The organism is Selenomonadales bacterium 4137-cl, from assembly GCA_032334055.1.
Taxonomy (GTDB): Bacteria; Bacillota; Negativicutes; order Sporomusales; family UBA7701; genus Anaeroselena; species Anaeroselena agilis.
The window spans coordinates 487,748-509,716 of record JAUOZS010000001.1 but is presented as its reverse complement, the minus strand read 5'-3'; the positions used below and the strand labels follow the sequence as shown (position 1 = coordinate 509,716).

The window sequence follows — 21,969 nt, the reverse complement described above, 5'->3', positions numbered from 1 at the left end:
TATAAACACCCCAAAGATAATATTCGAGAAAAAAGAGGGCGACAACCGCGCCGCCCTCACGCGGGGAGTGAAAAACCCTGCTCTCCGGACAGTACAGGATTTTACTCTTTAGGTTTTACCTGCAGCAGCCGCAGGCTGTTCAGCGTAACAATGATGGATGCCCCCATGTCGGCAAGTATCGCCAGCCACAGGGTAAGCCAGCCGGGGAATACCGCAAATACGGCTACCGCCTTGATAACCAGCGAAAAACCGATGTTCTGCCGGATTATTTTAAGCGCTTTGCGGCTAAGCTGGACGGTGAACGGCAGCATGCGGAGGTCATCGGCCATGAGGGCGATATCGGCCGTTTCCAGGGCCGTATCCGTACCCGCACCGCCCATCGCTATGCCAACGCTCGACAGGGCCAGCGCCGGCGCGTCGTTGATGCCGTCTCCGATCATGGCGACTTTGCCGTACTTCTCCAGCAGCTCTTTTATGGCGGTAACTTTATCCTGGGGCAACAGCTCGGCGCGGAATTCATCCACCCCCACCCGTGCGGCCATGGCCTTAGCAGTCGCGGCGTTATCGCCGGTGAGCATAATGGTGTGGGTGATGCCTTGCTTTTTCAGACCGGCGATAGCGGCTTCGCTGGCTTCCCGCACCTCGTCGGCCACAGCGATTATACCCTGGTAATTGTCACTAGTGCCGACAATCATGGCCGTTTTGCCTTCGCTCTGCAGGCGTTCGACCTCTTTTTCAACCGGGCTTAAGGAAACGCCTAGTTCGTTAAACAGCCGTGGGTTGCCGATGTATACGGTTTGACCGTCGATAGTCCCCTGAGCGCCGCGCCCGGTTATGGCGGCAAAGTCTTCGGCCGGCACTATTGACAACCCTTTCGCTTCGGCAGCTTTTACAATGGCCGTCGCCAGCGGATGCTCGGATCTTGCTTCAAGGCTGGCCGCTGTCTCCAGCAGCTTCATTTCGGAGAGATTACCCATCGGAATAACGTCGGTCACGGCCGGCTCGCCTTTCGTCAGCGTACCGGTCTTGTCAAACGCGATAGCATTGAGGGAGCCGAATTCCTCCAGGTAAATGCCGCCCTTGATGAGAACGCCGTTCTTGGCGGCGTTGCTGATGGCGCTGACAATGGCCACAGGTGTCGACACCACCAGTGCGCACGGGCAGGAGACAACCAAAAGCGCCAGCCCGCGGTAAATCCACGGCGCCCATTCATACCCGAGCAGCAGCGGCGGTACAAATATCATACCGACGGCGAGAGCCATAACTACCGGGGTGTAGACAGCCGCGAACCGCTCCACAAAGGCCTGGGACGGCGCCCGCTGGCCCTGCGCCTCTTCCACCAGGTGGATGATCTTGGCAATGGTTGTATCTTGAACGAGCTTGGTTACTTCCACTTCGAGCGATCCATGGGTGTTTAAAGTACCCGCATAAACTTCCGCCCCAGGGCCTTTTTCCACCGGGATCGACTCGCCGGTGATAGCCGCCTGGTTGATGGCCGACTCGCCTTTTATAATGACGCCGTCCATAGCGAGTTTTTCGCCCGGCCGGATAATCATCACATCGCCAACGGCGATCTGTTCTACCGGAACTTCCAACTCACTGCCGTTCCGTCGAATGCGGGCGGTGTTGGGCGCTATATCCATGAGCTGCCGGATGGAGCGGCGGGCCTTATCCATCGTCCATGCTTCGAGCATTTCGGAAATCGCATAGAGGAACGCGACGGAAGCGCCTTCTTCGTACTGGCCGATGGCCAGCGCACCGACCACAGCGATGCTCATTAGCACGCTCATGTTAAAGTTGAAACGGGGCAGGGCACGGGCCGCTTTCTTGAAGTTACCCCAGCCGCCCAGGACCATGGCAACGATATAGAGCGGGAGGAAAACCATTGATGGTCCGCCGAACTTTTCCACTCCGTAAGCGACAGCCAGCGCAACGCCAGATAGGATAGCCCGCCTGAGTTCCCATTTCGGTTTTGTCACAGCCGCCTTGGGTGCGGATAGCGGCTGGTCCGCAAGAGGCGTAATCGTGTAATTTTCCTCGGCGCCTAAGCGGCGGATGGCCTCAAGATCAGCTTCACCTTCCACGGTCAGCTTGCCGGTGACTGTATTAAGCGATGCCTTGTTTACACCGGGCAAAGCCGCCACGCCTTTCTCAAACTTGGCAGCGCAGTCCATGCAGCAGATGCCATCAACCTGGAAGACGTGCGACCGACCAACACTAACTTCCCGCACCGGGTTTATGGTATAGTTCTCTTCAGCGCCGAGCCGGCGAATCGTCTCTAAATCGGCCTGGCCTTCCACAGTAAGTTTGCCAGTTACTTTATTGAGCGTAACGCTCGTTACTCCCGGCAATGCGGATACTGCTTTCTCGAACTTGGCAGCACAATCCATGCAACAGATGCCGTCAACCTGATATACTGCTGCGGCTGGCGCTGCGGCTTGCTGAACCGGCTCTACCGAATAGTCTTCCTCCTTACCCAGCTTACGGATAGCCTCAAGGTCGGCTTGGCCTTCTACGACGAGTTTGCCTGTCACGGTATTAAGCAAGGCTTTTACAACCCCTGGCAGTCCATTCACCGCTCTTTCAAACTTCTGAGCGCAGTCCATGCAGGTGATGCCACTAACCTGAAAGACACTAGCTGAGGCTATATTCGGACTGCCGTTCTTTTCCTGCTTTTCTTTCAGCGCAATGGCACCATTGTCTGAACATACCCCAACCGTTTCAGATTCACAGCCGCAGCCGTTTTCCGCCGGTGCTGCCTTTGAAGTATTGGTGTTAGAAGAACAGCAGCAGCCATCACCGCATTTTTCCGTTGTTTTCCGGGCGTTAACTTTTTTGAATTCCACTACATTCCCTCCCTTACCTATGTGCTATGTGTTCGATACCTTGCGATAACAGCAATGAAATGTGCTCATCGTCGAGCGAGTACCAGACCATTTTTCCTTCCTTGCGATGTTTTACCAACCGTGAGCCGCGCAAAAGCCGGAGCTGATGCGAGACCGCCGATTGGCCCATTTGGACCACGGCGGCGATATCGCACACGCAAAGCTCCCGTTTGGACAGCGCATGCAGAATTTTTATCCGGGTGGCATCACCGAGTATCTTGAATATCTCGGCCAGTTGATGAACCGCATCATTCGTAAGCATTTCAGCTTTGGCCAGGCAGATGTTCTGGGGATGCTCACACAATTGTTCGCACACATCGCATTCTTGTTCTCTCATCCAATCACCACCAATATATGAATAACTGTTCATTTATAGATTATATGATAACCCTAGAGAATTGGTCAATGACTTTCTATTGCTTTTTCTCAAATTGTCGGGCGTAGGCCCGGTTTTCCTCCACACGGACTACCTCGTACCACTGGCCGTCTTCATTTAGATATTCGTCTCCCGGGCTCACGACGACAGTCGCAACGAAGGCGAGGGTTTTGCCGCTGGCCTCGTCGATGATGATATAGTATTCGTATGGCTTTTCTTCAATCTCTAAAGGCTTGCGTTCCGGCGTCAGGGAGGAGACGTAGTAGCCGATAGCCAATCCGATTAGTATAAGAACGACTGCGGCCAAAACGAAATATTTTGTTCGCCCGCGTGAGAAGACCATTGAGCATTCCTCCTAGTTGACTATGCTTTACCCCTGTGGCATTCCCGGTGGTATTGTCCTCACTCGGCTGTCATGCCCGCCTGAAAATACTTTTTCCCCATCAGGCGAATCTTAGCAAAAACTTTTCACTTGCCTTCACGATTGCCCGATGCGGTTGTCTTTTCCAGTTATCTAAAGTCATTTGCCCCGGCTTGTGAGAGATACTAAGAAGAGGGGTGAGATAATGCATCAACACCACGGTCATACTGAGAAACAGAATAAAAAGGGATTGCTGATATCATTCACTTTGACCGCAACGATAATGGTCGTGGAGTTTGTCGGCGGCGTCATTACCAACAGCTTGGCCCTTATTTCAGACGCAGGCCATATGCTGAGCGACGCCGGCTCGCTGCTGCTAAGTCTCTTGGCAGTCTGGTACGCGGCAAAGCCGCCGAGTTCGAATAAGACTTTCGGGTTTTACCGATTTGAAATTCTGGCGGCATTGCTAAACGGGGCCACCCTGTTTCTTATCGCCGGCATTATCATGTGGGAGGCTTATCATCGGATATGGCAGCCACCCGCGGTCCAGAGCGGGACAATGATTATCATAGCCGCTATCGGCCTATTGACAAACTTGGCTAGCGCCTGGGCTCTCACCCATCACGGCGATACCGCCAACGTAAACGTCCGTAGCGCTTACCTGCACATTCTGGGTGACGCTCTGGGCTCGGTGGGAGCGATAACCGCCGGGGTGCTTATTTACTTTTTCCGGTGGTACTGGGCCGATCCGGCAGTCAGCGTCATCGTCGGCCTGCTTATTCTGCGGAGCGCATGGCATGTAATCGACGAGGCCCTCCGCATCCTTATGGAAGGAACGCCTCCGACGATAGATTGGGCAGATGTCAAGGACACGCTGTCAAAGATTCCCGGCATCAAGGACGTCCATGATCTTCATATTTGGTCGCTTACCTCCGGGGTCGACACCCTGACCTGTCATTTGCTCATAGACCACGGTATAGACCCTCAGCAAATCCTGCAGGAGGCGATTAAGCAGATTGCCGAGAAGTATAAAATTCACCATACCACGATTCAGGTCGAGACAGAGGATTTTTACCAAAGGATTTGTTCCGAGACAGCCTGCCCAATAATATGATAAAAGAAAAACGAGAAGCCGGGTTATCCGGCTTCGTGCGTGTCTGTAACTCGGCTAGAACGGGTATTATTATTGTAAGCAGGCAGTATCCGTAATCAGTGGCTTTCCATTTTTATGCCGTAGAGCACCAGTTTTTTGCTAAAAAAGGTCCGTTCCAGTTCAATGGTCAGTTCGCCGGATTCAGCCATATCCTCAAGCGCCTTGTCGCAGTAAACTTCGAATTCTTCAACCACGAACCGCAGATATCCCGCAAGTTCGTTCTCGGCCGGTTTTCCCAATCGCATGGACGGGTATGGGATTTCATCCGGACCACAACAGCCGAAAACTGTGGGCTTTTTCTCAACCTTTATGGTGACGGAACCGCCGTTGGCGGTTATGTACTGGCGGGCGGCAGACGTTATCGCGAAGCGCATCCCTTTATCCTCCTTGGCATTTGTTCAGCTTATTAAGTGACCCATCAAAGCGACTTAATATATGGGTAATAGCTGTTTTCTCAAGTTCTCAATTCTATCAAAAAGCAGATCATACAGTTCCAGCATCCGTTTCTTATCCCCCACGCAACTCAGACAGGCTTCCATATGGGAAAAGGCTCTAAATACCGCTTCCGAGTTTCCTAGCCCTTCAAAAAGCAGACGCGATTCGTTGAAGGCGTCATACGCCTCTTCATACCTTCCGGTCATCTGGTAGCAAGTCCCCCGGTCAAACAATACTCCGGCCAATTCGTACCACATATCCAATTGCTTAAAGACCCGCCGCGCCTCTTCATAGGCGTGCAAGGAGCAAGAATAATATTTTAGATACTGGTGGCACTTGCCGACCATTACCTGGGTCTTGGCGGCTTCCGGCCAATCAGGTTCCACTTCAAACAGCCGCAGAGCGCTTTCGTAAATCATCAGGGCGCCGGCGAAATCGCTCCTCAGCATCAGCAGGTTGGCCTCCTGCAGCAGGGCTGTCGCGTCCAGGCCGGCGATACGTTTTTTGAAAAACACTTCTTCGCCACGATCTTCGAGGTTCTTGGCCACCGATATCAACTCTCGCACGGCCGGTTTTACCTCTGTGACACTCTTCAGTCCCAGCAGCTCCTTCACCATCTCCGGCCAAATTTTCGTGTTGGCTCCCCGGCTGCTTTGCACAACCTTCTTCAGGGCTACTTCTTCGTTATTTTGGATTAGGAACTTGACCTTGTCAAAATCGTCCAACAACAAAAAACACATGATGCCTGCCTCAATGACATCCGACAGGGGCACTTCCATGTTTTTCAGGAAGCTGACGGCCTCGGCGTTGACCCGAGCGCTGACCATAATTTTCTTGTCGGTATTTATCATCGCTACTCCTAATGTAGTATTGATTAATACTTTGCTTTTATTGCCGGCTTTTTAACTTATAGCAAACGACAGAGGCAATCGGTACGCCCATTATGGATATACCAGTTGCCTGTTGTTGTATCTCCCAAATAAAGGAATACATAAGACATTCATTCGCCAGCGTAGTATTATGGAGTTTTAAATACTCAAAACTACGAAGGAGGCAAAATGGAGTTTGGACATTTTGCATTGTTGACGGCTTTTACCGCCGGAGTAATATCATTTCTGTCACCGTGTGTATTGGCTGCTTTACCAACGTACACGGCGTTTCTTGCAACGAGCGGCACAAGTTCAGCCGTAAGCTATCCAGGGATAAGGCGGTTGTGGCTTAATACTTGCATCTTTTTAAGCGGGTTCATCATCGTTTTTCTCGTTGTCGGCGCCGGCGCATCCTTCCTTGGTCAAATTCTGCATGATTATCAGCACCTCATCCGTAAAACCGGGGCAGTATTCATGATACTAATGGGTATTAGTGCTCTATTTCCTTTAAGCCGGCTGCGTCATGGGTTTCGGCCTCGTTTCCCTACCGGTACTGGTCCTATAGGAATTTTTCTCTTGGGTATAGCTTCCACCGCCGCCTGGAGCCCGTGCAATGGCCCCCTGCTTGCTCCTGTGCTTGTTTATGCCGGCACATCATCGTCGCTGTTAAAAGGAATCGCCGTCTTTTTCATTTATGCCTTGGGCTTTTGTATCCCGTTTGCGCTGCTGACGGTTACGCTGCAGCGATACCTGATCAGAATACGTCCATTCTCCAGCCGGCTGTATCTTTTGCCGCGCGTCGCCGGCATCATTCTGGCACTCACGGGTCTATTAATCTTTTTCGATTTACTCGGATAGGATTTCATCCCCCTACAGCATACAACTGACATTATCACGTCTCTTGGGTAATCCTGCCCAGGGTATACGTCATTCCCCTACGTTCCAAAACCTGCCGCACCTGCCCTGTTGTAATGGCCGCCCGAGGATCGCTATATGCGTACCGCCGGTTCACTATTCGCTCCAGTACGGTGGTAATGGCAAAAAAATCTGTTGAGTTGGCTTTATTATACGCTTCCAGTATCAAGCGCTCCATATTTTCGCTGTTACGAATTCCAGTCAAGCAGCCCCCTACCTCCTCTTGTAACATCTGTCCTATGTTTTTTTTTTCGAATATCTATATCATAACAAAACATTGTGTAAATTGTATGAAGAGCAAATGTGGTATAAAATAAATAGCGGCAAAAAATTAAGTTTTTGCCGCTATTTATCGATATTGTCAGCTACCTGATAACGCGCCGGGCGCCCACATACCGTGCATCCCAGTAAGCACTATCCAAACGGTCTATGACCACGCCACGGCTGGAAGTTGCACTGATAAATCTTCCGCCTCCGATATAAATCCCATTGTGGGACGGACCGGGCTCATAGGTGGAAAAATACACCAAGTCGCCAGGCTGTAGCTGGTCATAACGCACCGGAATCCCGACGCCAAACTGCATATCTGCTGTACGCGGCAGACTTACTCCGTTTAATGCAAACACGTACTGAGTAAATCCCGAACAGTCAAACCCTCCAGGACTTGCACCACCCCATACATAAGGGACTCCCAGATAGCGCTGGGCAGTAAGCACAATCCGGGCAGTGGCCGCTGTGCCCCGGCTCACTTGGGGAACAGTAGTCCGGAGCACCCGCCAGGTATCCTCGCCCACAATCCCGTCCACAGCCAATCCGTAATCCGCCTGAAAAGCTTCAACCGCAGCTTGGGTCTGATAGCCGAACAACCCATCCTGTATCCCTGCATTATACCCCAGATTTAATAGCCGTTCTTGGATAATTATAACTTCGTCACCACTGTCTCCTAACTGGCTAGCCGCGGAGGCCCCTGCCGGACTCCCCCAAATAAGGGACACACCTAATAGTCCGATTACAGTCCATTTGAAACACTTTGATTTTTTCAACGCAATCCGCCTTTTCCGCGCCTCCGAAGTTAGCTGACGGGTTAGGGCCAAGGCTGCAGCCCCGCGTACAATGTCGCTTCACCCCCAAATTTGGGTCCTCCGTACCTGTCTCCTACAGGATTCGGCGCTCATATTTTTTATTTTTTGGTTAAAACCTCCTGCCTGTTTTATAGCGGCAACCTACCAAACTATGCAAATTAACCGCCTACCCTGATGGGAGAATAATCAAAGTTTTCCATTCACCTGACCAGCTATCTCATCGACAGCAGCCAAATGCTCTTCATATGTTCTGCTGAAGCGGTGGGAGCCGTCCTTGGCGGCCACAAAATAAAGATAAGGCGTATCTGCCGGATACAGCACCGCCCGGAGAGCGGCCATGCCGGGACTGGCTATCGGGCCTGGCGGTAGTCCGGGGTTCTGGTACGTGTTATAGGGCGACGCAATTTGGGTGTCCGCGATAGTAAGCTCAGTCTTCGGATAGCCTAAAATATACTGCACGGTCGGACAAGACTGGAGCGGCATACCTTGTTTCAGCCGGTTGAAAAATACCCCCGCAATGACAGGCCGCTCTTTAGCCAGCTTTGCTTCCTTTTCCACCAGCGATGCCAGCGTCATCACCTGATGCAGGGACAGCCCCAGCGTTTTGGCCCGCTCCCTCATTTCCGGCGTAATTTTTTTATCAAAGTTGGCAACCATCATTTCCAGGAGCGCTGCTTCCGTCATGCCTCCGGTTATCCGGTACGTGTCCGGAAAGATATATCCTTCGGATGAATAGATGATCTCCGGCTGTTGCTCCATATATGGGAAAGGCGTGTACTTTCGGGCCAGTTCCTTAAACTTGGCGCCGTCGCCCAATCCTTGTTCAGCAAGCAGCTTAGCGATTTGCTCCACATTGTAACCTTCCGGAATGGTAAACAGACGATAAACGATATCTCCCTTAACCATCTTGTCGATTATTCCTGTGATGCTCATGTTGGGACTTAGGGCATAATCACCGGCCTGGAGCGATTTTTCCACCCCCTGGACTTTGGCGATAATGCGAAAAAGCGTAGCATTGTGAATGATCCCGTTTTGGAACAACTCATCACCGATATCTTTCACTGTCATTTCCGGCTTCACCGTAACCGTTAGAGTCTTGCCTTCACCAGCGCTGACCGGCACACGGTAATCCCGCCAATACTCAAAGCCGGTAATCGCCATGAGAACCAACAATAGCATAGCTATTTGTAACAGCGCTTTTTTCTGCGGTACAATGCTCATGGTTAACCTTCTTTCTCCGGCCTTCCCGGGCTCTCAGGCAGCATTTCGGGCAAGAATAGCATGATGTAAACAAGGCAGCCCACTCCGGTCACAATGGCAATATCCGCCGAGTTAAAAACCGGCCAGATACGAAAATCAAGGAAGTCCACCACATAGCCTGTTGTCACCCTGTCAATGACATTGCCGGTCGCGCCGCCAGCCAACAGGCCGGCGCCAAAACGAAGAAGCCAGTGCCCCGCCGCTATATGGCAGTAAAAATACACCAGTGCGGCAAGCATGATGACAGCTACAGCCACAAATAATTTGGTCTGATATTCAAGCAGGCCGAAAGCAGCTCCTGGGTTCAGTATATACGTGATATGAAACACTCCGTTGATGACCGGTATGGACATGCCCAGCGTCATATGCGCCTGAACATAGTTTTTTATTCCTTGATCGACAACGGCAACGACAATAGCTAATACCATTACCGGCACAGTTTGTCCTCCTCTCCCCCAAAAAAGCGGCGCCGAATCGGCGCACGAGTTCTCCATTCATTACACTTACTCCCTAAACCTACCGTAATACTACCAAAACGTCGCGTCCTCAAATTGACGAGTCCTTTAAACTTAGGATTTCTTTCCCAATAGCTAATCGGATACTTTAACTGTTTTATCCAACAAATTCATCATTCTCCCACTGGCCTTGCTGGATTGTACCATCGGAATGATAGTAAGTACCATAACCATTCATTTTGCCATTAATAAAGTTACCTTCGTAACGGTCGCCGCTGACACAGGTGGCAACCCCTTTGCCGGTCATATTGCCGTCTACAAAGTCACCTTCGTAACGGTCTCCGTCAGGCCAGGTCGCAATCCCTTTACCATTCGCCTTACCTTTTACCACATCCCCTTCGTAGCCCATTACCGGCTTTCCGTCTTCGAACCACTGGATTACTCCTTTACCGGTGGCATATTTTTCTTCATCAGCGCCACTAGACCAGGTTACAGTCTCATTGGGCTGGGGACAAGGGTTCCAAATTTTGTAGCCATTGTCAGTCAAGCTCCACGTACCATCATCAGCATAAGATACCCCGGTGATTGTCAACGATAACGCCAACACAAGCCCCAACACACTATACCTGATGAACCGGAACATGTCATCACCCTCCGCAACTCAATTTTTCTTCGGATATTTTTCTCTCCGCAAGGAGAAAAGAAACTCTTTGATATTCTATTGCTGATTATATAGAAAGTATTCCATCAATATAAGCAGAATCAATTATAATTCTTGGAACACCTAACGTTGATATTTTCACCCAGTTTCAACTTTGGCGCAATCTAATCTCAGCTAACCTTATTCCTGGGTCAGGCCATACAGGACAAGCTTGCGGCCAAAAAGCGTCCTCTCCACGTCTATCTTCGGCGATGTCAGCTCTGACGTGTTTTGCAGCGAAGAGTGAACATATATAGCAGCATCGCTTGAAGTCACTTTCTGATAATGATCGATTTCCGCCTGCGGCGCTCCCAACCGTACGGACGGGCTCTCCACCTCCGTGGCCCCGCAGCAGCCGCAGCCGGTCTGCCTTTTTTCCAGCTTAACGGTTATCACACCGCCCTTGTTACGAATATATTCCCGCGCTGCCGGCGTAATCTCAAACTGCATTCTCCATTCCCCCTTGCAAATCGTAGTTACTGTTGTTACTTTTAAAACAGGGGTAGACAACCCGTCTACCCCTGTTCAGTTATTTTATCTCCCGCGCCAGGCGCATACCATTCAGAGTGACCAATAGCGAAGCCCCGGTGTCGGCTAATACTGCCAGCCACAGATTGACGAAGCCGAAGAAAGTACCTACAACGAATAACAATTTTACTACTAAGGAGAAGGTGACATTTTGTTTGATAATTGCTAGCGTCTTACGGCTGAGCTTCATAACATAGGCCAGTTTGCTCAGATCATCCGACATGAGGGCAATATCGGCCGTTTCGAGCGCCGTGTCCGACCCCGCCACCCCCATGGCGATGCCCACATTGGCTGTCGCCAGAGCGGGCGCGTCATTGACGCCGTCGCCCACCATGGCCACACTGCCGTATTCGCGGGCAAGCTGTTTCAGTGCCGATACCTTGTCTTCCGGCAGCAGTTCACTGTAGAAAGCGTCAATATTCAGCTTTTCGGCAATAGCCGCCGCCACCCGCTTGTTGTCGCCGGTCAGCATAGCCATGGTCCGCACACCGGCCGCCCGCAGCGCCGTCAGCGCCTCAGTGCTGTTTTCCCGCAGCGTGTCGGCAACGGCAATGGCACCCATCACTTGCTGTTCGGTACCAACCAACATCACCGTCTTGCCCTGCTGTTCCAGTTGGGTAAGTTGCGCTTCATACCCGGCCAAGGCATGCCCGACTTCTTCAAACAGGCGCCGGTTGCCTACATACACCGTCTGGCCGTCTATGTCGGCCTGCGCTCCCCGGCCGATTAACGCCTTAAATTTGCTTACAGGCTTTAAGGACGCATTAGCAGCTTTGGCAACAATGGCCTGCGCCAGGGGATGTTCCGACCATTTTTCCACCGCGGCCGCCAACAGTAACAACTCTTGTTTGACTATGCCGTTTAGCGGCACCACATCGGTCACCATCGGTTTGCCGACAGTCAGCGTTCCGGTTTTGTCAAAGGCCACCGCTTGGATTCGTCCCATCTGCTCCAGGTGAGCCCCGCCTTTAATCAGCACCCCGCGCCGGGAGGCATTGCCGATAGCCGACACGATGGATACCGGCGTCGAAATGACCAGAGCGCAAGGACAAGATATAACCAGCAGTACTAACGCCCGGTAAAACCAAACATCAAAGGGCTGATTGAAAGCCAGTGAAGGAATGAACATCAAGCCTAGAGCCGCCAGAATAACGGCAGGTGTGTAATATTTGGCGAAAACGTCCACAAATTGCTGCATGGGTGCCTTTTCCGCCTGCACCTCTTCCACCATATGCATAATTTTGGCCAGAGTGGAATCGGCCGCCAGTTTGGTTACAGCGATTTCCAGAGCCCCCTGTTCATTGACCGTCCCGGCATAAACAAGGTCACCGGCCTGTTTTTCCACCGGCATGGACTCACCGGTAATCGGCGCCTGGTTGACCGTGGAAACACCGCTCACCACATTACCGTCCATGGCGATGCGCTCACCCGGCTTGACGATGATCATGTCGCCTACCACGATTTGCTCCACCGGCAGGCGAACTTCCTTGCCGTCCCGCTGTACCAGGGCTTCCCGCGGCGCCAGTTCCATCAGGGCACGGATCGATTCCCGCGTTTTATCCAGCGTATAGGACTGCAGGGCATTGCCTAACGAAAACAGGAACACAACGGTCGCGCCCTCGCTCCATTCCCCAATAGCAACGGCACCGACGGCTGCAATCGTCATGAGGAAATTGGTGTCCAGCGTTAGACTTTTTAGACCGTACAGCCCGCTTTTGGCTACATGGTATCCTCCGACAACCATAGCCGCTAAATAGAGCGGAATGAGGATATTCTCACTCACCCCGGCCGAATCCAGCACGATGGCCGCCAGCAAAAACACACCAGAAACAATGGTCGCCAACGTTCTGGGTTTACGCCACCAGGCGCCGGCCGGCTGAGCGCCGGGCCGGGCTGTTTGGCCGTCCCGGACGGCTTGATAGCCAGCCTGTTGTACGGCCTTGACAATATCACTATCAGTCAGAGCATGCTCGACCGTCAGCTTGCCGGCGCCGAAGTTCACCGTTGCCGACCGCACTCCCGCCAAAGCAGTAATCTTTTTCTCCAGTTTGGCGGCGCAGTCGGCACAGTCCATCCCCTCGATCCGGAATACCGACGTATGATAGCCGGGCGCGTTCTGGGCAGCCTGAATCATCGCCGCGCTATAGCCAAAGCCGCTTACTGTTTTGGTAATCTGGGGCACCTCCAGCAGCGTCTTGTCATACACAACCTTCAGCTTCGCTGCTGCAAAATTTACCTGAGCCTCCCGCACGCCCGGCAGTTTCTTGATGCCTTTTTCCAGTTTTGCCGCGCAGTCGGCGCAGTCCAGCCCGTCAATGCTGAAAGTACCATTCATCAAATTGGCGCTATCCACAGCGGCGGCAGCCTCAGCTATCGAAGCGACTACCTCATACGCGGAACTTTGGCAACAGCCACAGTTACAGACTTCCTGTTTTGCTCCCATAAGGCTTCATCTCCTTTTCTCAAAATAGTATCTGTTCCTGCTATTTTGTATAATTTCTACCGTAATACCCGGCCGGCATTTAAAATCGCCAAGAAGCGCCACGTCAACAATCCCAGCCTTTGCCATTACGTGTGGGTAATATGCTCCAGGCCCTGGCGCATCAAGTCCACAACATGGTCATCATCCAGGGAGTACCAGGCTTCTTTGCCGTCACGCCGGAATTTTACCAACCGTGCGCCGCGCAACACCCGGAGCTGGTGGGAAATGGCCGACTGGCCCATTGAGAGCGTCTCGGCAATATCGCACACGCACATTTCCCGTCTGGCTAACACGCACAGTATTTTAATCCGGGTGGCATCCCCCAAAATCTTAAACGTTTCAGCCAACTGCTGCACCGTATTTTCCGGCAGCAGTTCCGCTTTTGCGCGGCAGACCGTCTCGGGATGCTCGCAATGCTCCACGCACATGTCACATAGCAAATCTTTCATACGTCACCTCAAATTAGAGTTACCCCTTAAACCTTTGTTCCGCAGCCCGGGCAGAAAGCGGCCGCCGGCGGCAGCTTCGCGCCGCAGCCTTTACATGCCGCCGGTTCAAGGCTCGATCCGCAGGAGGGGCAAAACTTGAAACCGGCCTGCCCCATAATTGAATTTACTACCTCCAACCCACAAGTGATATCCCACTTTTTCCTCATGTAATTACCAGAGAAAAAGCAAAACATCATCTTGTGTGATTATATGTTCATATGTATAATAGTAATGGGTGGCAAGCGCTCCTGTCAAGTCTCTTGATCCCACCCCAAATTATGTCCTTATATTTAGGAGTGATATATTGCAAAAACAGGGACACTTCTCTATCGCCTTAGTCTGTGTTGTTTTAGGAATTATGCTGGCCGTACAGTTCCGCGCCACTCAGGACATCCGTTCCTCCCCAAAGTACCAGCGGGTTGAGGATCTTACGCAACGGGTAATTCAGATGGAAAAAGAGCGCAACGCTCTACTAGACCAGATACGCGACCTGCGTCAATCCAATGCTGGGGGTGCGGCGTCTGCGGAACTGGAATCTGTCAGGATGGGAGCCGGGCTTGTACCGCTGCGAGGCGCCGGCGTCATTGTCACGGTAGACGACACCAAGCCAGCCGCGCCGCCCCGAAGCAATAACCCCAATTTATACCTGATAAAAGATGAAGACCTCTTAAAAGTTCTCAACGAACTGCGGGCAGCCGGCGCAGAGGCCATATCCATCAACGGGCAGCGCCTCATAGCTTCTTCGGAAGTCCGCTCCGCCGGGCCTTATATATCCATTAACAATACGAATTTTGCCGCGCCGTTTGAAATCAAAGCTATCGGCGATCCGGTGACGTTGGAAAATGCGCTGAAACTTCGCGGCGGAGTAATAGAAACGCTGCAGTTCTGGGGTATCCGGATTGAAGTAAAGCAGTCTGCCAACGTGCAAATTCCCGCCTTTAAGGGCACTTTTCGCTTCAATTACGCCCAGCCTGTTCAGGACGGAGGGAAATAGATGATTTTACCTGTCGTTGGACTCATTATCGGGCTTTTAATTGGCACCTTTTTGCCCGTGAGTATGCCAATGGAGTATGCGAAATATTTGTCCGTGGCTTTGCTGGCTTCGCTGGACACGGTATTTGGCGGCTTACGAGCGGGGTTGGAAGGGAAATTTGATAATCTGGTTTTTATGACCGGTTTTTTCACCAATGCGCTCTTGGCTGCCGGCCTTGTCTATATCGGGGAACGGATTGGCATTGATTTGTACTATGTAGCCCTGTTGGCCTTTGGGATTAGAGTATTTCAGAACTTGGCGGTCATTCGACACCATTTCTTAAGACGTTGACAACGAAGGTTTTAATATAAGGACTGGATAGATTACCATGCTGGATACGCCTATGCGATTAACCACTTTGCTGGCAATAGCCACCGTTCTGGTCCTCATCGCTCTGCTTTTGGACTATTTGCACATTCTCCGGCGGCCTTGGCGGCCGGCTCTGGCTTTGGCTATAGCGACCATCCTCGTAGGTACTTACCTTACCCTAAACGCCGTTTTGCCCACGAGTTCTTTTTACGGTCCGGTTATCTATCAGGGCTCACAGTCCGATAAAGTAGTAGCCTTAACCTTTGACGACGGCCCCAATCCGCCTTATACTTTGCAATTGCTGGATATCCTCGCTAAATATGACGTGAAGGCGACCTTCTTCTTTATCGGACAAAATGCAGAAAATTACCCTGAAGCAGCCAAAGCGATAGCCCAAAAAGGGCATTTGATAGGCAGCCATACTTATACCCACTCTGACCTCCTCAAGCTGGATGAAGCCCAGATCGCGGCGGAGATGGCCAAAAGCGTGGAAGTCATCGGAAATGCAACCGGGACGCGCCCTAAGCTTTTACGACCACCGCACGGCTTTCGTGATCCACTGGTCCTGCAGCTCGCCAAAGAGCAAAAACTGGCTATCGTACAGTGGTCGGTTATGGCCGAGGACTGGAAAAAACCCGGCACCGAAGTCATCGCCGACCGCATTCTAGGAGAGTGTTTCGAAACCCCTGTATACTGTGGCCATTGAGTACCCATCATGGTTAAAAAGGCGGCCCGTCACCTCAATTTAGGGATATGCCGGAAAGAATAACGTTTGATTCTATCCCCTATGGCCCTTACTGACCCACCAGGACCGCTGGGAGCCCGACCGATGGGCAGACTTGGTCCCGGGTAAGTGTATAGAGCCGTTTGATATTCACCACTGCTGCGGTAAACGCGACCTGAAGGAGCGTTTTGGTTCTGCCTATATATCTGGCTTGACGCATTCCTTTGCGAATCAGGTGCGCCACTTTTCGCTCCACCTTGGCCCGCTTCACGTACAGCGTTCGGAATTCTTCTGTGGCCATCTCGGCCAGAATCTCCCGCCGCCGCTCTTCCTGCGAATGCAGCTCAATCGTCTTTCCCTTGCCGTGACGGGTGCACTGGTCCCGGAACTTACAACGGTTGCAGGTCGCTTTGGGGAAAACAAACACATCAATGCCGCCCTTGCGATGCCGGACCGTGGCCGTGATTTCTCCCGCCGGACACCAGCAGATTCCTTGCCCAAAATCGATGGTAAAGTCCTGTTTGCCAAACCGTTTCTTCGGGGCGTGAGCCCCTGGCAGCGGCGCCACCGGCGTTACTTGATGTTTAGCCATCTGATCGCGGGCTTCGAGTGTGCCGTACGCGGTATCCCCGAGCAGCTTGCCAGGCTTGACGAGGGTTCCCGCCAACAAGGGATCGACCGACTCGCCATCCGGCCGGTTTCCGGCAGTGATATCGATGCCGGTAATAAGTTCACTGGCTTCGTCCATGAGAATCTGGCTCTTATGGCCGTTGAACCTGCCGCTTGAGGTTTTGTGTCCGTGCCTCATGTCCGGGTCCGTTACCGAAAGAATGCGGTCAGGAGCCACGCCCTGTTTGAGATGGATACCGGTGTCATCGGTGACAATATCCTGCTCGGTGACATTACCCAGGAGTTCCATGGCCGTCTTTTCGTCCGCCGTCAATTCGGCCCCCTTGAGCGCATCCAAGATGGCGCGACCGTCGCCGACCAACTGGCGGAGGAGCTGGGTTCTGGCTTCAGCATCATCCCACCGGATCTTCTCCTTGCCGTTTTGGCTGTAATCCAAGGACAAAGAAAGGGCGTTCAACCGGTCCCGTGCCGTACCGCCGGCATGACTGCTTACGGCGAACATCTTCTGGATGGCCTTTTTAATTAAGGTGTAGGTGTCCTGGAGAGCGCCCGCTCCCAGCACCTGGGTGGAGTCAAGAATCTGCAGTCCCCGGTCCTTCAAGATCCCCGTTTCTTTGGCGAGGCGGACAAATCGTTCAAAAACCAGCTTCTGTTGCTTATTGAGCAGCAGCCGGGTACGAAACCGGCACAGGGCCGTATGGTCGAAGCCCGTTTCGTTCAGGCCCAGACCCAGCGCTTTTTTCCAGCGCAGGTCATAGCGGGCGCGCTGTTCCGCTTCCCGATCCGAAACGTTGTCATGATACATCAACAACAGCACTTTCGACAGCAGAGCCGGAGAAACCGAAGGCCGGCCAACGGCACTGTACAGGTCGGCAAAGTCTTCTTCCCGGATGAGGCGCTCGCCCCACCGGGCAAACAGTCCGTAAATGCTATCGGGATCGACCAGCGGACCATCCAGCCACGCTTCTAAATCCAATAAGCTGGTCTGTTTATCTTGGCTTCCTAACACGGCGTTCACCTCTACAGGTAAATTCGCCGTCAGGCCTTGATTTCCCTGGTTTCAAGGGAATCTCCGGTTTGATTTCAATGGGTTTTGCAACACACTCCTAGGTAAAGTGCGCAACGGATCGATAGTGCTTCTGCATGACGGTGATGGAGTAATAGGCGGGGATCGCAGCCAAACCCTGGCCGCAACGGAGATCATAATAAAAAACTTGCGTCAGCAAGGGTTTCGATTTGTGACAGTCGAAGAAATTCTGCACCGATAATATCCCGGAGCAAAGCGCCGAGAATATATAAAAAAAGTAACAGGCAACTGGTGTTTACCGGTTGCCTGTTGCGTTTTTGGGGTTATTGATCGTCCCGTCCCCTTTCTCGACAGGCTGAAAACGTCAACATCATAACCCTACTTACATATAATGTACTGTAATCCGACTATGTCAACGGAGGGGTTTTAAAATGCTTTCGGATAAAATGGCAAGGGTATTGGTTTACCTGATTAAGAATGGTTTAGAGTCCGCATATTTTTACCTGGCCGCTTCCGTTTATGCGGAAGCCGTTGAACTGGAAGGAACGGCAAACTGGCTTAAAATCCAGTACCAGGAAAGGTTCAAGGATACCTTAAACATAGTAGACTATATAGTGAAACGCGGGAACACCGTCCTCTGGAGAGAACTGGACGCCCCACCTTCTTGTTTTGGATCACCAGCACAGCTTCTGGCGGAAATAGTCGAGCATGAGATCAATATGACTGCCTTATACAATATGGCATATGACAAATCGTTGTGTGAGAATGACTACCGGACACAGATATTTCTCCAATCTCTCCTGCAAGAGCGAACCGAGAGCGAAGCTCAGGCCAGGCGGGTATTTGAAAAATTCGAGATGGCGGGCAACAATCCCGCAGCTATTCTGATGGCAGACCATGCAGTACATGAAATGGTCGAACATGAACGTGAAGAAAAAAAGGAAACTGGTGAAAACGCGTAGGTCACCATAAAAAGAGTATGAAGCAGTCAAATTGCAATACCGCTGATAGTGTAAAAGATAACCCCGCTGGTCTTCACACAGCGGAGTCACTGCTTTTCAATCGATGAGGCAATATCCTTTGCTAAACCCATTGGCAATTATCCTCGCCAATCGGTTGGAGAGGCCTATTTACGCTATATATTCTCGCTATATAATTGAAAGAGCAAATATGCCGGCATATTTGCTCTTTGCTTTTGTGCTATATTACTGGGTAATCCGCCCGGGTCAGACGCTCTTTGAAACGATTGATATCTACGCCGTTTCCGATCCATACCCGACGTAAGGCAAATTGGTCGTCACCCTGTTTAGCCCATCCAGGATCGGTGGTCACGGCCAGCTTGAAACCCTTTTCCCGCAGTATTTTTATCGTCTCCTTGCTGAAGCTGCTGTTGGGTAGCAGAAGAAACGGGTATCCTGGTTGAGGTTTCTGTCCAGCAGTTCCTTGGACCGAGTAATCTCATCAGCCTGGGCCGTAGCCGTCATACCGGCCAAATTGCGGTGCGTGTAGCTGTGGGAGGCTATCTCCATCCCGGCTGCCTTCATCTCCCGCAGTTCTTGCCAGGTCAGCCGTCGCTCCGAATCGGCGGTCAACACGAAAAGAGTGCTCTTGAAACCATACCGTTTAAGGATGGGCAGTGCAATCTCATACGTGTCGCGGTAGCCATCATCGAAAGTAATCGCCACCGGTTTAGGGGGCAGTCCCTTTTGCCCGGTGAGGTAGTCGTATAGCTGGTCAAGAGTTACCGGGTTGTATCCCTGACTGTGAAGGTAAGCCATCTGTTCGGCGAAAAGGGCCGGCGAAATTACCGCGTCGTTGCCCTTCTCTTCACTTATGCTGTGGTACATCAGCACAGGCACCCCGGTGGGGAAGGATAGCGCGGGTTGATTTACTGGAGTTGCAGCGGGGGGATTAACAACCGCTGCAGGGTTACCCGGCTGACGACTTGAACAGCCTGATAGGGTGAGCAATACAATTATCCCTGACAGTAATATCGTCCCAAGAATCTTTCTCGTCATCGAAATCTCCAAGTATTAGTAGTATTACTGCCCTAACATCGTTAGGGCAGATATCCCCGCGGGTCGGTCGGAGAGCCGTTGACACGGACCTCGAAGTGGAGGTTTGGACCGGTGGTATAGCCGGTCTCGCCCACCCTGGCGATAACTTGACCCTTGCGAACAACCTGGCCTTCGCCGACCAGAATCTCGGATGCATGGGCATACAGGGTGGAATAGGTGCTGTTGTGCTCGATGATTACCGTCTTTCCGTAACCGCTTATCCAGCCCGCGCTGATGACGACGCCGCCGTCGGCTGCATAGATCGGCTCCCCGTGGTCGTTGCCGATGTCCATGCCGGCATGCAGGCGTTGATTCCCGAACACCGGATGGGTGCGCCAGCCGAAATTGGAGGTGATTACGCCGTTGGTAGGCCACATATAGCTTCCGGTAACGATAGCGCCGGAGGGCGCACCGCCGCCTTTGCGGGCGCGGATCATCTGCTCGATGCGGTTGGAAGACCGCTGCAGTTCGTTATAAGCCCGCTCGGCCTCATCCTTCTGCGATTCCAGGTTGTCGAGAATCGAGCGCTTGGCCTGGTAGCGGGAGGCCACCAGCGTCCGTTTTTCAACCGCTATCTTTTTCAGTTCCTGTATAGCCGCGACATCCCGTTCCAGCTCTTTTTTCTTCTGGGCGATAAGCTCCCGTTCCGCCTTTGCTTTGGCGATAAGCTCGGCGTCGGCTTTAAGGATGCGCCGGAGCAGGTCGTAGCGAGTAGTGAAATCGGTAAAATCCGACGCGCCGACAAGGACGTCAATATAGCTTACCTGGCCGTACATGTAAATGTCGCGGATTCTTTTATTCAGTATCTGGGTACGGCTGGCCAAACTCTTCTCGGTTTTCTCCAGGAGCTTGGTGTTTTCTTCGATCTGACGCTGCGTAGCCAGAAGCCGACCCTCGACAGAACGAAGCTCTCCCTGGCGTTGGTCCAATTCTGTCTCTACCTCTTCCAACTGCCCGGCCACAGTGTTGACTTCCTGTTTGATTTTGTTGACCTTTCCCAGTTGGTCCTGTATCTGCTGCGTAATCGAGTTAAGTTCAGTTTGCATCTGCTCGACCTCATCGGCCATGACGACTAGCGTTGGACCCAGAGCAATACTTACGGAGAAGGTTATCGTAAAAGCCCAGGTGATAAGCCTCTTCTTTCTCATGCAATCCCCCAGCTAAAAGGTATTTGGTAGGACAAATGCTTTATATTATTCTTTAAAAAATCGTAAATTTCCTGCTATCTTTCGCAGGCTCATTTCCCCACCAACCCACAATCTAATCATAATGCGCCGAAAAACGGCGCGAAACGCATCTTCTCCATAAAAGACCTTAAGTTTTTATAATACCTCAGTTATCCCAACCCCCGACCGTAGCACAAACTCCACTTGTACCAGATTTTTTACCAGAATACGCTCAACTATCATCCCGAACAACTCCTCGTCAAATTCCCGGATACCCGTCAAAATCCTGCAGAACCCTAGCTATCTCGCGCACCCTGGCAACTGTTTCCAGACGCATCGTTTCAGCACGTCACGATCCTCTAATATTAGTGCCCGCTTTATCTTGCCTGGTTTAATTTCATAAGCGTTGCGACTATCAGCCTGCAAGCCACAGCTTTACCAACATATATCGGCAAAGAGTATATATAGAGCCATCCATACCTTTGATATATACCAATGTATTCCATAAACGGTTCCCCAATAAAGGCAAACACACAGCCCGCGACAGTAAGGGCCGTTATAAACGCTTTCCACGGCCTGAAATATTGGTAAATCAGCATATGTATAACAGCTAAAACAGAAAAATCCATTGGTAGAAGCATGGGAAGAAGCGGGGTAAGTTTATACCTATATCCCCACAGACCCAACTCCATGCCCATAGCGTCCATTAAGGTTATCAAGCCAATTGTCAACGCCCCAAATAGGCTGATTTCCAGCACCCGTCTCCTTTCAACCAGCTTAACCCAGATAAGCCAAGGAGCAATAAGCAAGAACAGTAAGAACCACCATTGAAGTGAAAATAGAGATTCATGACGCCACTGTTCAAAGCGGAGCGCGGTTAACTGCCTTTGTAGTTCAACCAATTCTGGTGACGACAGCATGGGGTTATCACTTCCCCAAACTTTAATAATTCAAGTTCCCTCAACGCTGCTTCAAGTCTTCGGAAAGAGTAAGTTGAGTCTTGTCCATCTTTATTAAGCCGGTTAATCTCATTG

General features: G+C 51.7%; 21 protein-coding genes, 2 pseudogenes and 1 riboswitch. Of the genes and pseudogenes, 7 read left to right on the top strand and 16 right to left on the bottom strand.

Annotated features, from left to right (window positions below; all coding sequences use genetic code 11):
* Positions 1-101: 101 nt before the first annotated feature.
* The 3 genes from Q4T40_02585 to Q4T40_02575 all read right to left on the bottom strand — a co-directional run bounded on the left by Q4T40_02585 (position 102) and on the right by Q4T40_02575 (position 3,604).
* Positions 102-2,846 carry a heavy metal translocating P-type ATPase gene (locus tag Q4T40_02585; protein ID MDT8900122.1) on the bottom strand — a complete coding sequence of 915 codons (2,745 nt, stop codon included), beginning with the start codon at positions 2,844-2,846 and terminating at the stop codon, positions 102-104.
* A 13-nt stretch (positions 2,847-2,859) separates the two neighbouring features.
* Positions 2,860-3,222, bottom strand: a complete 363-nt coding sequence (locus Q4T40_02580) for a metalloregulator ArsR/SmtB family transcription factor (protein MDT8900121.1) — start codon at positions 3,220-3,222, stop codon at positions 2,860-2,862.
* 76 nt (positions 3,223-3,298) lie between these two features.
* On the bottom strand, positions 3,299-3,604 hold the full coding sequence (locus Q4T40_02575; GenBank protein ID MDT8900120.1) for a stage II sporulation protein P: 306 nt from the start codon (positions 3,602-3,604) through the stop codon (positions 3,299-3,301).
* Positions 3,605-3,872: 268 nt separating this feature from the next.
* Between Q4T40_02575 and Q4T40_02570 the strand changes: the two genes are divergently transcribed.
* Positions 3,873-4,736 carry a cation diffusion facilitator family transporter gene (locus tag Q4T40_02570; protein ID MDT8900119.1) on the top strand — a complete coding sequence of 288 codons (864 nt, stop codon included), beginning with the start codon at positions 3,873-3,875 and terminating at the stop codon, positions 4,734-4,736.
* A gap of 95 nt (positions 4,737-4,831) precedes the next feature.
* On the opposite strand, the gene Q4T40_02565 is transcribed toward Q4T40_02570, so the two are convergent.
* The gene (locus Q4T40_02565; protein ID MDT8900118.1) at positions 4,832-5,149 is read right to left on the bottom strand and encodes a CC/Se motif family (seleno)protein; all 318 of its coding nucleotides are present in this window, start codon (positions 5,147-5,149) and stop codon (positions 4,832-4,834) included.
* A gap of 54 nt (positions 5,150-5,203) precedes the next feature.
* Positions 5,204-6,061, bottom strand: coding sequence for a tetratricopeptide repeat protein (locus Q4T40_02560; GenBank protein ID MDT8900117.1), 858 nt, complete (start codon positions 6,059-6,061; stop codon positions 5,204-5,206).
* Positions 6,062-6,268: 207 nt separating this feature from the next.
* Here Q4T40_02560 and Q4T40_02555 point away from each other — a divergent pair, with 207 nt between their 5' ends.
* Positions 6,269-6,937 carry a cytochrome c biogenesis protein CcdA gene (locus Q4T40_02555; GenBank protein ID MDT8900116.1) on the top strand — a complete coding sequence of 223 codons (669 nt, stop codon included), beginning with the start codon at positions 6,269-6,271 and terminating at the stop codon, positions 6,935-6,937.
* Between the two features lie 422 nt (positions 6,938-7,359).
* Here the strand turns inward: Q4T40_02555 and Q4T40_02550 are convergent, their stop codons facing one another.
* The 7 genes and pseudogenes from Q4T40_02550 to Q4T40_02520 all read right to left on the bottom strand — a co-directional run bounded on the left by Q4T40_02550 (position 7,360) and on the right by Q4T40_02520 (position 13,950).
* The gene (locus Q4T40_02550) at positions 7,360-8,037 is read right to left on the bottom strand and encodes an NlpC/P60 family protein (protein ID MDT8900115.1); all 678 of its coding nucleotides are present in this window, start codon (positions 8,035-8,037) and stop codon (positions 7,360-7,362) included.
* Positions 8,038-8,039: 2 nt separating this feature from the next.
* Positions 8,040-8,174: riboswitch (cyclic di-AMP (ydaO/yuaA leader) on the bottom strand.
* Between the two features lie 88 nt (positions 8,175-8,262).
* A complete protein-coding gene (mltG, locus tag Q4T40_02545) occupies positions 8,263-9,297 on the bottom strand; it encodes an endolytic transglycosylase MltG (GenBank protein ID MDT8900114.1) in 1,035 nt (344 codons plus the stop codon).
* 2 nt (positions 9,298-9,299) lie between these two features.
* The gene (gene lspA, locus Q4T40_02540; GenBank protein MDT8900113.1) at positions 9,300-9,773 is read right to left on the bottom strand and encodes a signal peptidase II; all 474 of its coding nucleotides are present in this window, start codon (positions 9,771-9,773) and stop codon (positions 9,300-9,302) included.
* Between the two features lie 175 nt (positions 9,774-9,948).
* Complete coding sequence (locus Q4T40_02535; protein ID MDT8900112.1) at positions 9,949-10,434, bottom strand: hypothetical protein; 486 nt, start codon at positions 10,432-10,434, stop codon at positions 9,949-9,951.
* Positions 10,435-10,632: 198 nt separating this feature from the next.
* Positions 10,633-10,941, bottom strand: coding sequence for a CC/Se motif family (seleno)protein (locus Q4T40_02530; protein ID MDT8900111.1), 309 nt, complete (start codon positions 10,939-10,941; stop codon positions 10,633-10,635).
* A gap of 79 nt (positions 10,942-11,020) precedes the next feature.
* Positions 11,021-13,384: pseudogene (locus Q4T40_02525) on the bottom strand (heavy metal translocating P-type ATPase).
* A gap of 203 nt (positions 13,385-13,587) precedes the next feature.
* A complete protein-coding gene (locus tag Q4T40_02520; GenBank protein MDT8900110.1) occupies positions 13,588-13,950 on the bottom strand; it encodes a metalloregulator ArsR/SmtB family transcription factor in 363 nt (120 codons plus the stop codon).
* A gap of 340 nt (positions 13,951-14,290) precedes the next feature.
* Between Q4T40_02520 and Q4T40_02515 the strand changes: the two genes are divergently transcribed.
* Genes Q4T40_02515 through Q4T40_02505 form a run of 3 tightly spaced genes read left to right on the top strand, consistent with a single transcriptional unit; the run spans position 14,291 to position 16,037 of the window.
* Positions 14,291-14,983: a DUF881 domain-containing protein gene (locus Q4T40_02515; protein ID MDT8900109.1), complete on the top strand. Its 693-nt coding sequence runs from the start codon at positions 14,291-14,293 to the stop codon at positions 14,981-14,983.
* On the top strand, positions 14,984-15,313 hold the full coding sequence (locus tag Q4T40_02510; GenBank protein MDT8900108.1) for a small basic family protein: 330 nt from the start codon (positions 14,984-14,986) through the stop codon (positions 15,311-15,313).
* A 37-nt stretch (positions 15,314-15,350) separates the two neighbouring features.
* The gene (locus tag Q4T40_02505; protein MDT8900107.1) at positions 15,351-16,037 is read left to right on the top strand and encodes a polysaccharide deacetylase family protein; all 687 of its coding nucleotides are present in this window, start codon (positions 15,351-15,353) and stop codon (positions 16,035-16,037) included.
* 88 nt (positions 16,038-16,125) lie between these two features.
* On the opposite strand, the gene Q4T40_02500 is transcribed toward Q4T40_02505, so the two are convergent.
* Entirely contained in the window at positions 16,126-17,694 is a 1,569-nt protein-coding gene (locus Q4T40_02500; GenBank protein MDT8900106.1) for an IS1182 family transposase, read from the bottom strand.
* Positions 17,695-17,803: 109 nt separating this feature from the next.
* Between Q4T40_02500 and Q4T40_02495 the strand changes: the two are divergent.
* Together Q4T40_02495 and Q4T40_02490 are read left to right on the top strand one after the other, a co-directional pair.
* Positions 17,804-17,953 (top strand): annotated as a pseudogene (locus Q4T40_02495) (polysaccharide deacetylase family protein).
* Positions 17,954-18,143: 190 nt separating this feature from the next.
* Positions 18,144-18,674 (top strand): ferritin, encoded by a 531-nt coding sequence (locus tag Q4T40_02490; GenBank protein ID MDT8900105.1) that lies wholly within the window; start codon positions 18,144-18,146, stop codon positions 18,672-18,674.
* Between the two features lie 402 nt (positions 18,675-19,076).
* Here Q4T40_02490 and Q4T40_02485 read toward each other — a convergent pair whose 3' ends face one another.
* The 3 genes from Q4T40_02485 to Q4T40_02475 form a co-directional block, all read right to left on the bottom strand.
* On the bottom strand, positions 19,077-19,559 hold the full coding sequence (locus tag Q4T40_02485) for a polysaccharide deacetylase family protein (GenBank protein MDT8900104.1): 483 nt from the start codon (positions 19,557-19,559) through the stop codon (positions 19,077-19,079).
* A gap of 212 nt (positions 19,560-19,771) precedes the next feature.
* Positions 19,772-20,917, bottom strand: a complete 1,146-nt coding sequence (locus tag Q4T40_02480) for a peptidoglycan DD-metalloendopeptidase family protein (protein ID MDT8900103.1) — start codon at positions 20,915-20,917, stop codon at positions 19,772-19,774.
* Between the two features lie 395 nt (positions 20,918-21,312).
* Positions 21,313-21,855, bottom strand: a complete 543-nt coding sequence (locus Q4T40_02475) for a CBO0543 family protein (GenBank protein MDT8900102.1) — start codon at positions 21,853-21,855, stop codon at positions 21,313-21,315.
* Positions 21,856-21,969 lie beyond the last annotated feature (114 nt).

Bases quoted from the DNA above. Each gene is read 5' to 3' on its own strand.
- Q4T40_02580 (MDT8900121.1), bottom strand. From the start codon at position 3,222: ATGAGAGAACAAGAATGCGATGTGTGCGAACAATTGTGTGAGCATCCC.
- Q4T40_02575 (MDT8900120.1), bottom strand. From the start codon at position 3,604: ATGGTCTTCTCACGCGGGCGAACAAAATATTTCGTTTTGGCCGCAGTC.
- Q4T40_02565 (MDT8900118.1), bottom strand. From the start codon at position 5,149: ATGCGCTTCGCGATAACGTCTGCCGCCCGCCAGTACATAACCGCCAAC.
- Q4T40_02560 (MDT8900117.1), bottom strand. From the start codon at position 6,061: ATGATAAATACCGACAAGAAAATTATGGTCAGCGCTCGGGTCAACGCC.
- Q4T40_02555 (MDT8900116.1), top strand. From the start codon at position 6,269: ATGGAGTTTGGACATTTTGCATTGTTGACGGCTTTTACCGCCGGAGTA.
- mltG (MDT8900114.1), bottom strand. From the start codon at position 9,297: ATGAGCATTGTACCGCAGAAAAAAGCGCTGTTACAAATAGCTATGCTA.
- Q4T40_02535 (MDT8900112.1), bottom strand. From the start codon at position 10,434: ATGTTCCGGTTCATCAGGTATAGTGTGTTGGGGCTTGTGTTGGCGTTA.
- Q4T40_02530 (MDT8900111.1), bottom strand. From the start codon at position 10,941: ATGCAGTTTGAGATTACGCCGGCAGCGCGGGAATATATTCGTAACAAG.
- Q4T40_02520 (MDT8900110.1), bottom strand. From the start codon at position 13,950: ATGAAAGATTTGCTATGTGACATGTGCGTGGAGCATTGCGAGCATCCC.
- Q4T40_02510 (MDT8900108.1), top strand. From the start codon at position 14,984: ATGATTTTACCTGTCGTTGGACTCATTATCGGGCTTTTAATTGGCACC.
- Q4T40_02505 (MDT8900107.1), top strand. From the start codon at position 15,351: ATGCTGGATACGCCTATGCGATTAACCACTTTGCTGGCAATAGCCACC.
- Q4T40_02490 (MDT8900105.1), top strand. From the start codon at position 18,144: ATGCTTTCGGATAAAATGGCAAGGGTATTGGTTTACCTGATTAAGAAT.
- Q4T40_02485 (MDT8900104.1), bottom strand. From the start codon at position 19,559: ATGTACCACAGCATAAGTGAAGAGAAGGGCAACGACGCGGTAATTTCG.
- Q4T40_02480 (MDT8900103.1), bottom strand. From the start codon at position 20,917: ATGAGAAAGAAGAGGCTTATCACCTGGGCTTTTACGATAACCTTCTCC.
- Q4T40_02475 (MDT8900102.1), bottom strand. From the start codon at position 21,855: ATGCTGTCGTCACCAGAATTGGTTGAACTACAAAGGCAGTTAACCGCG.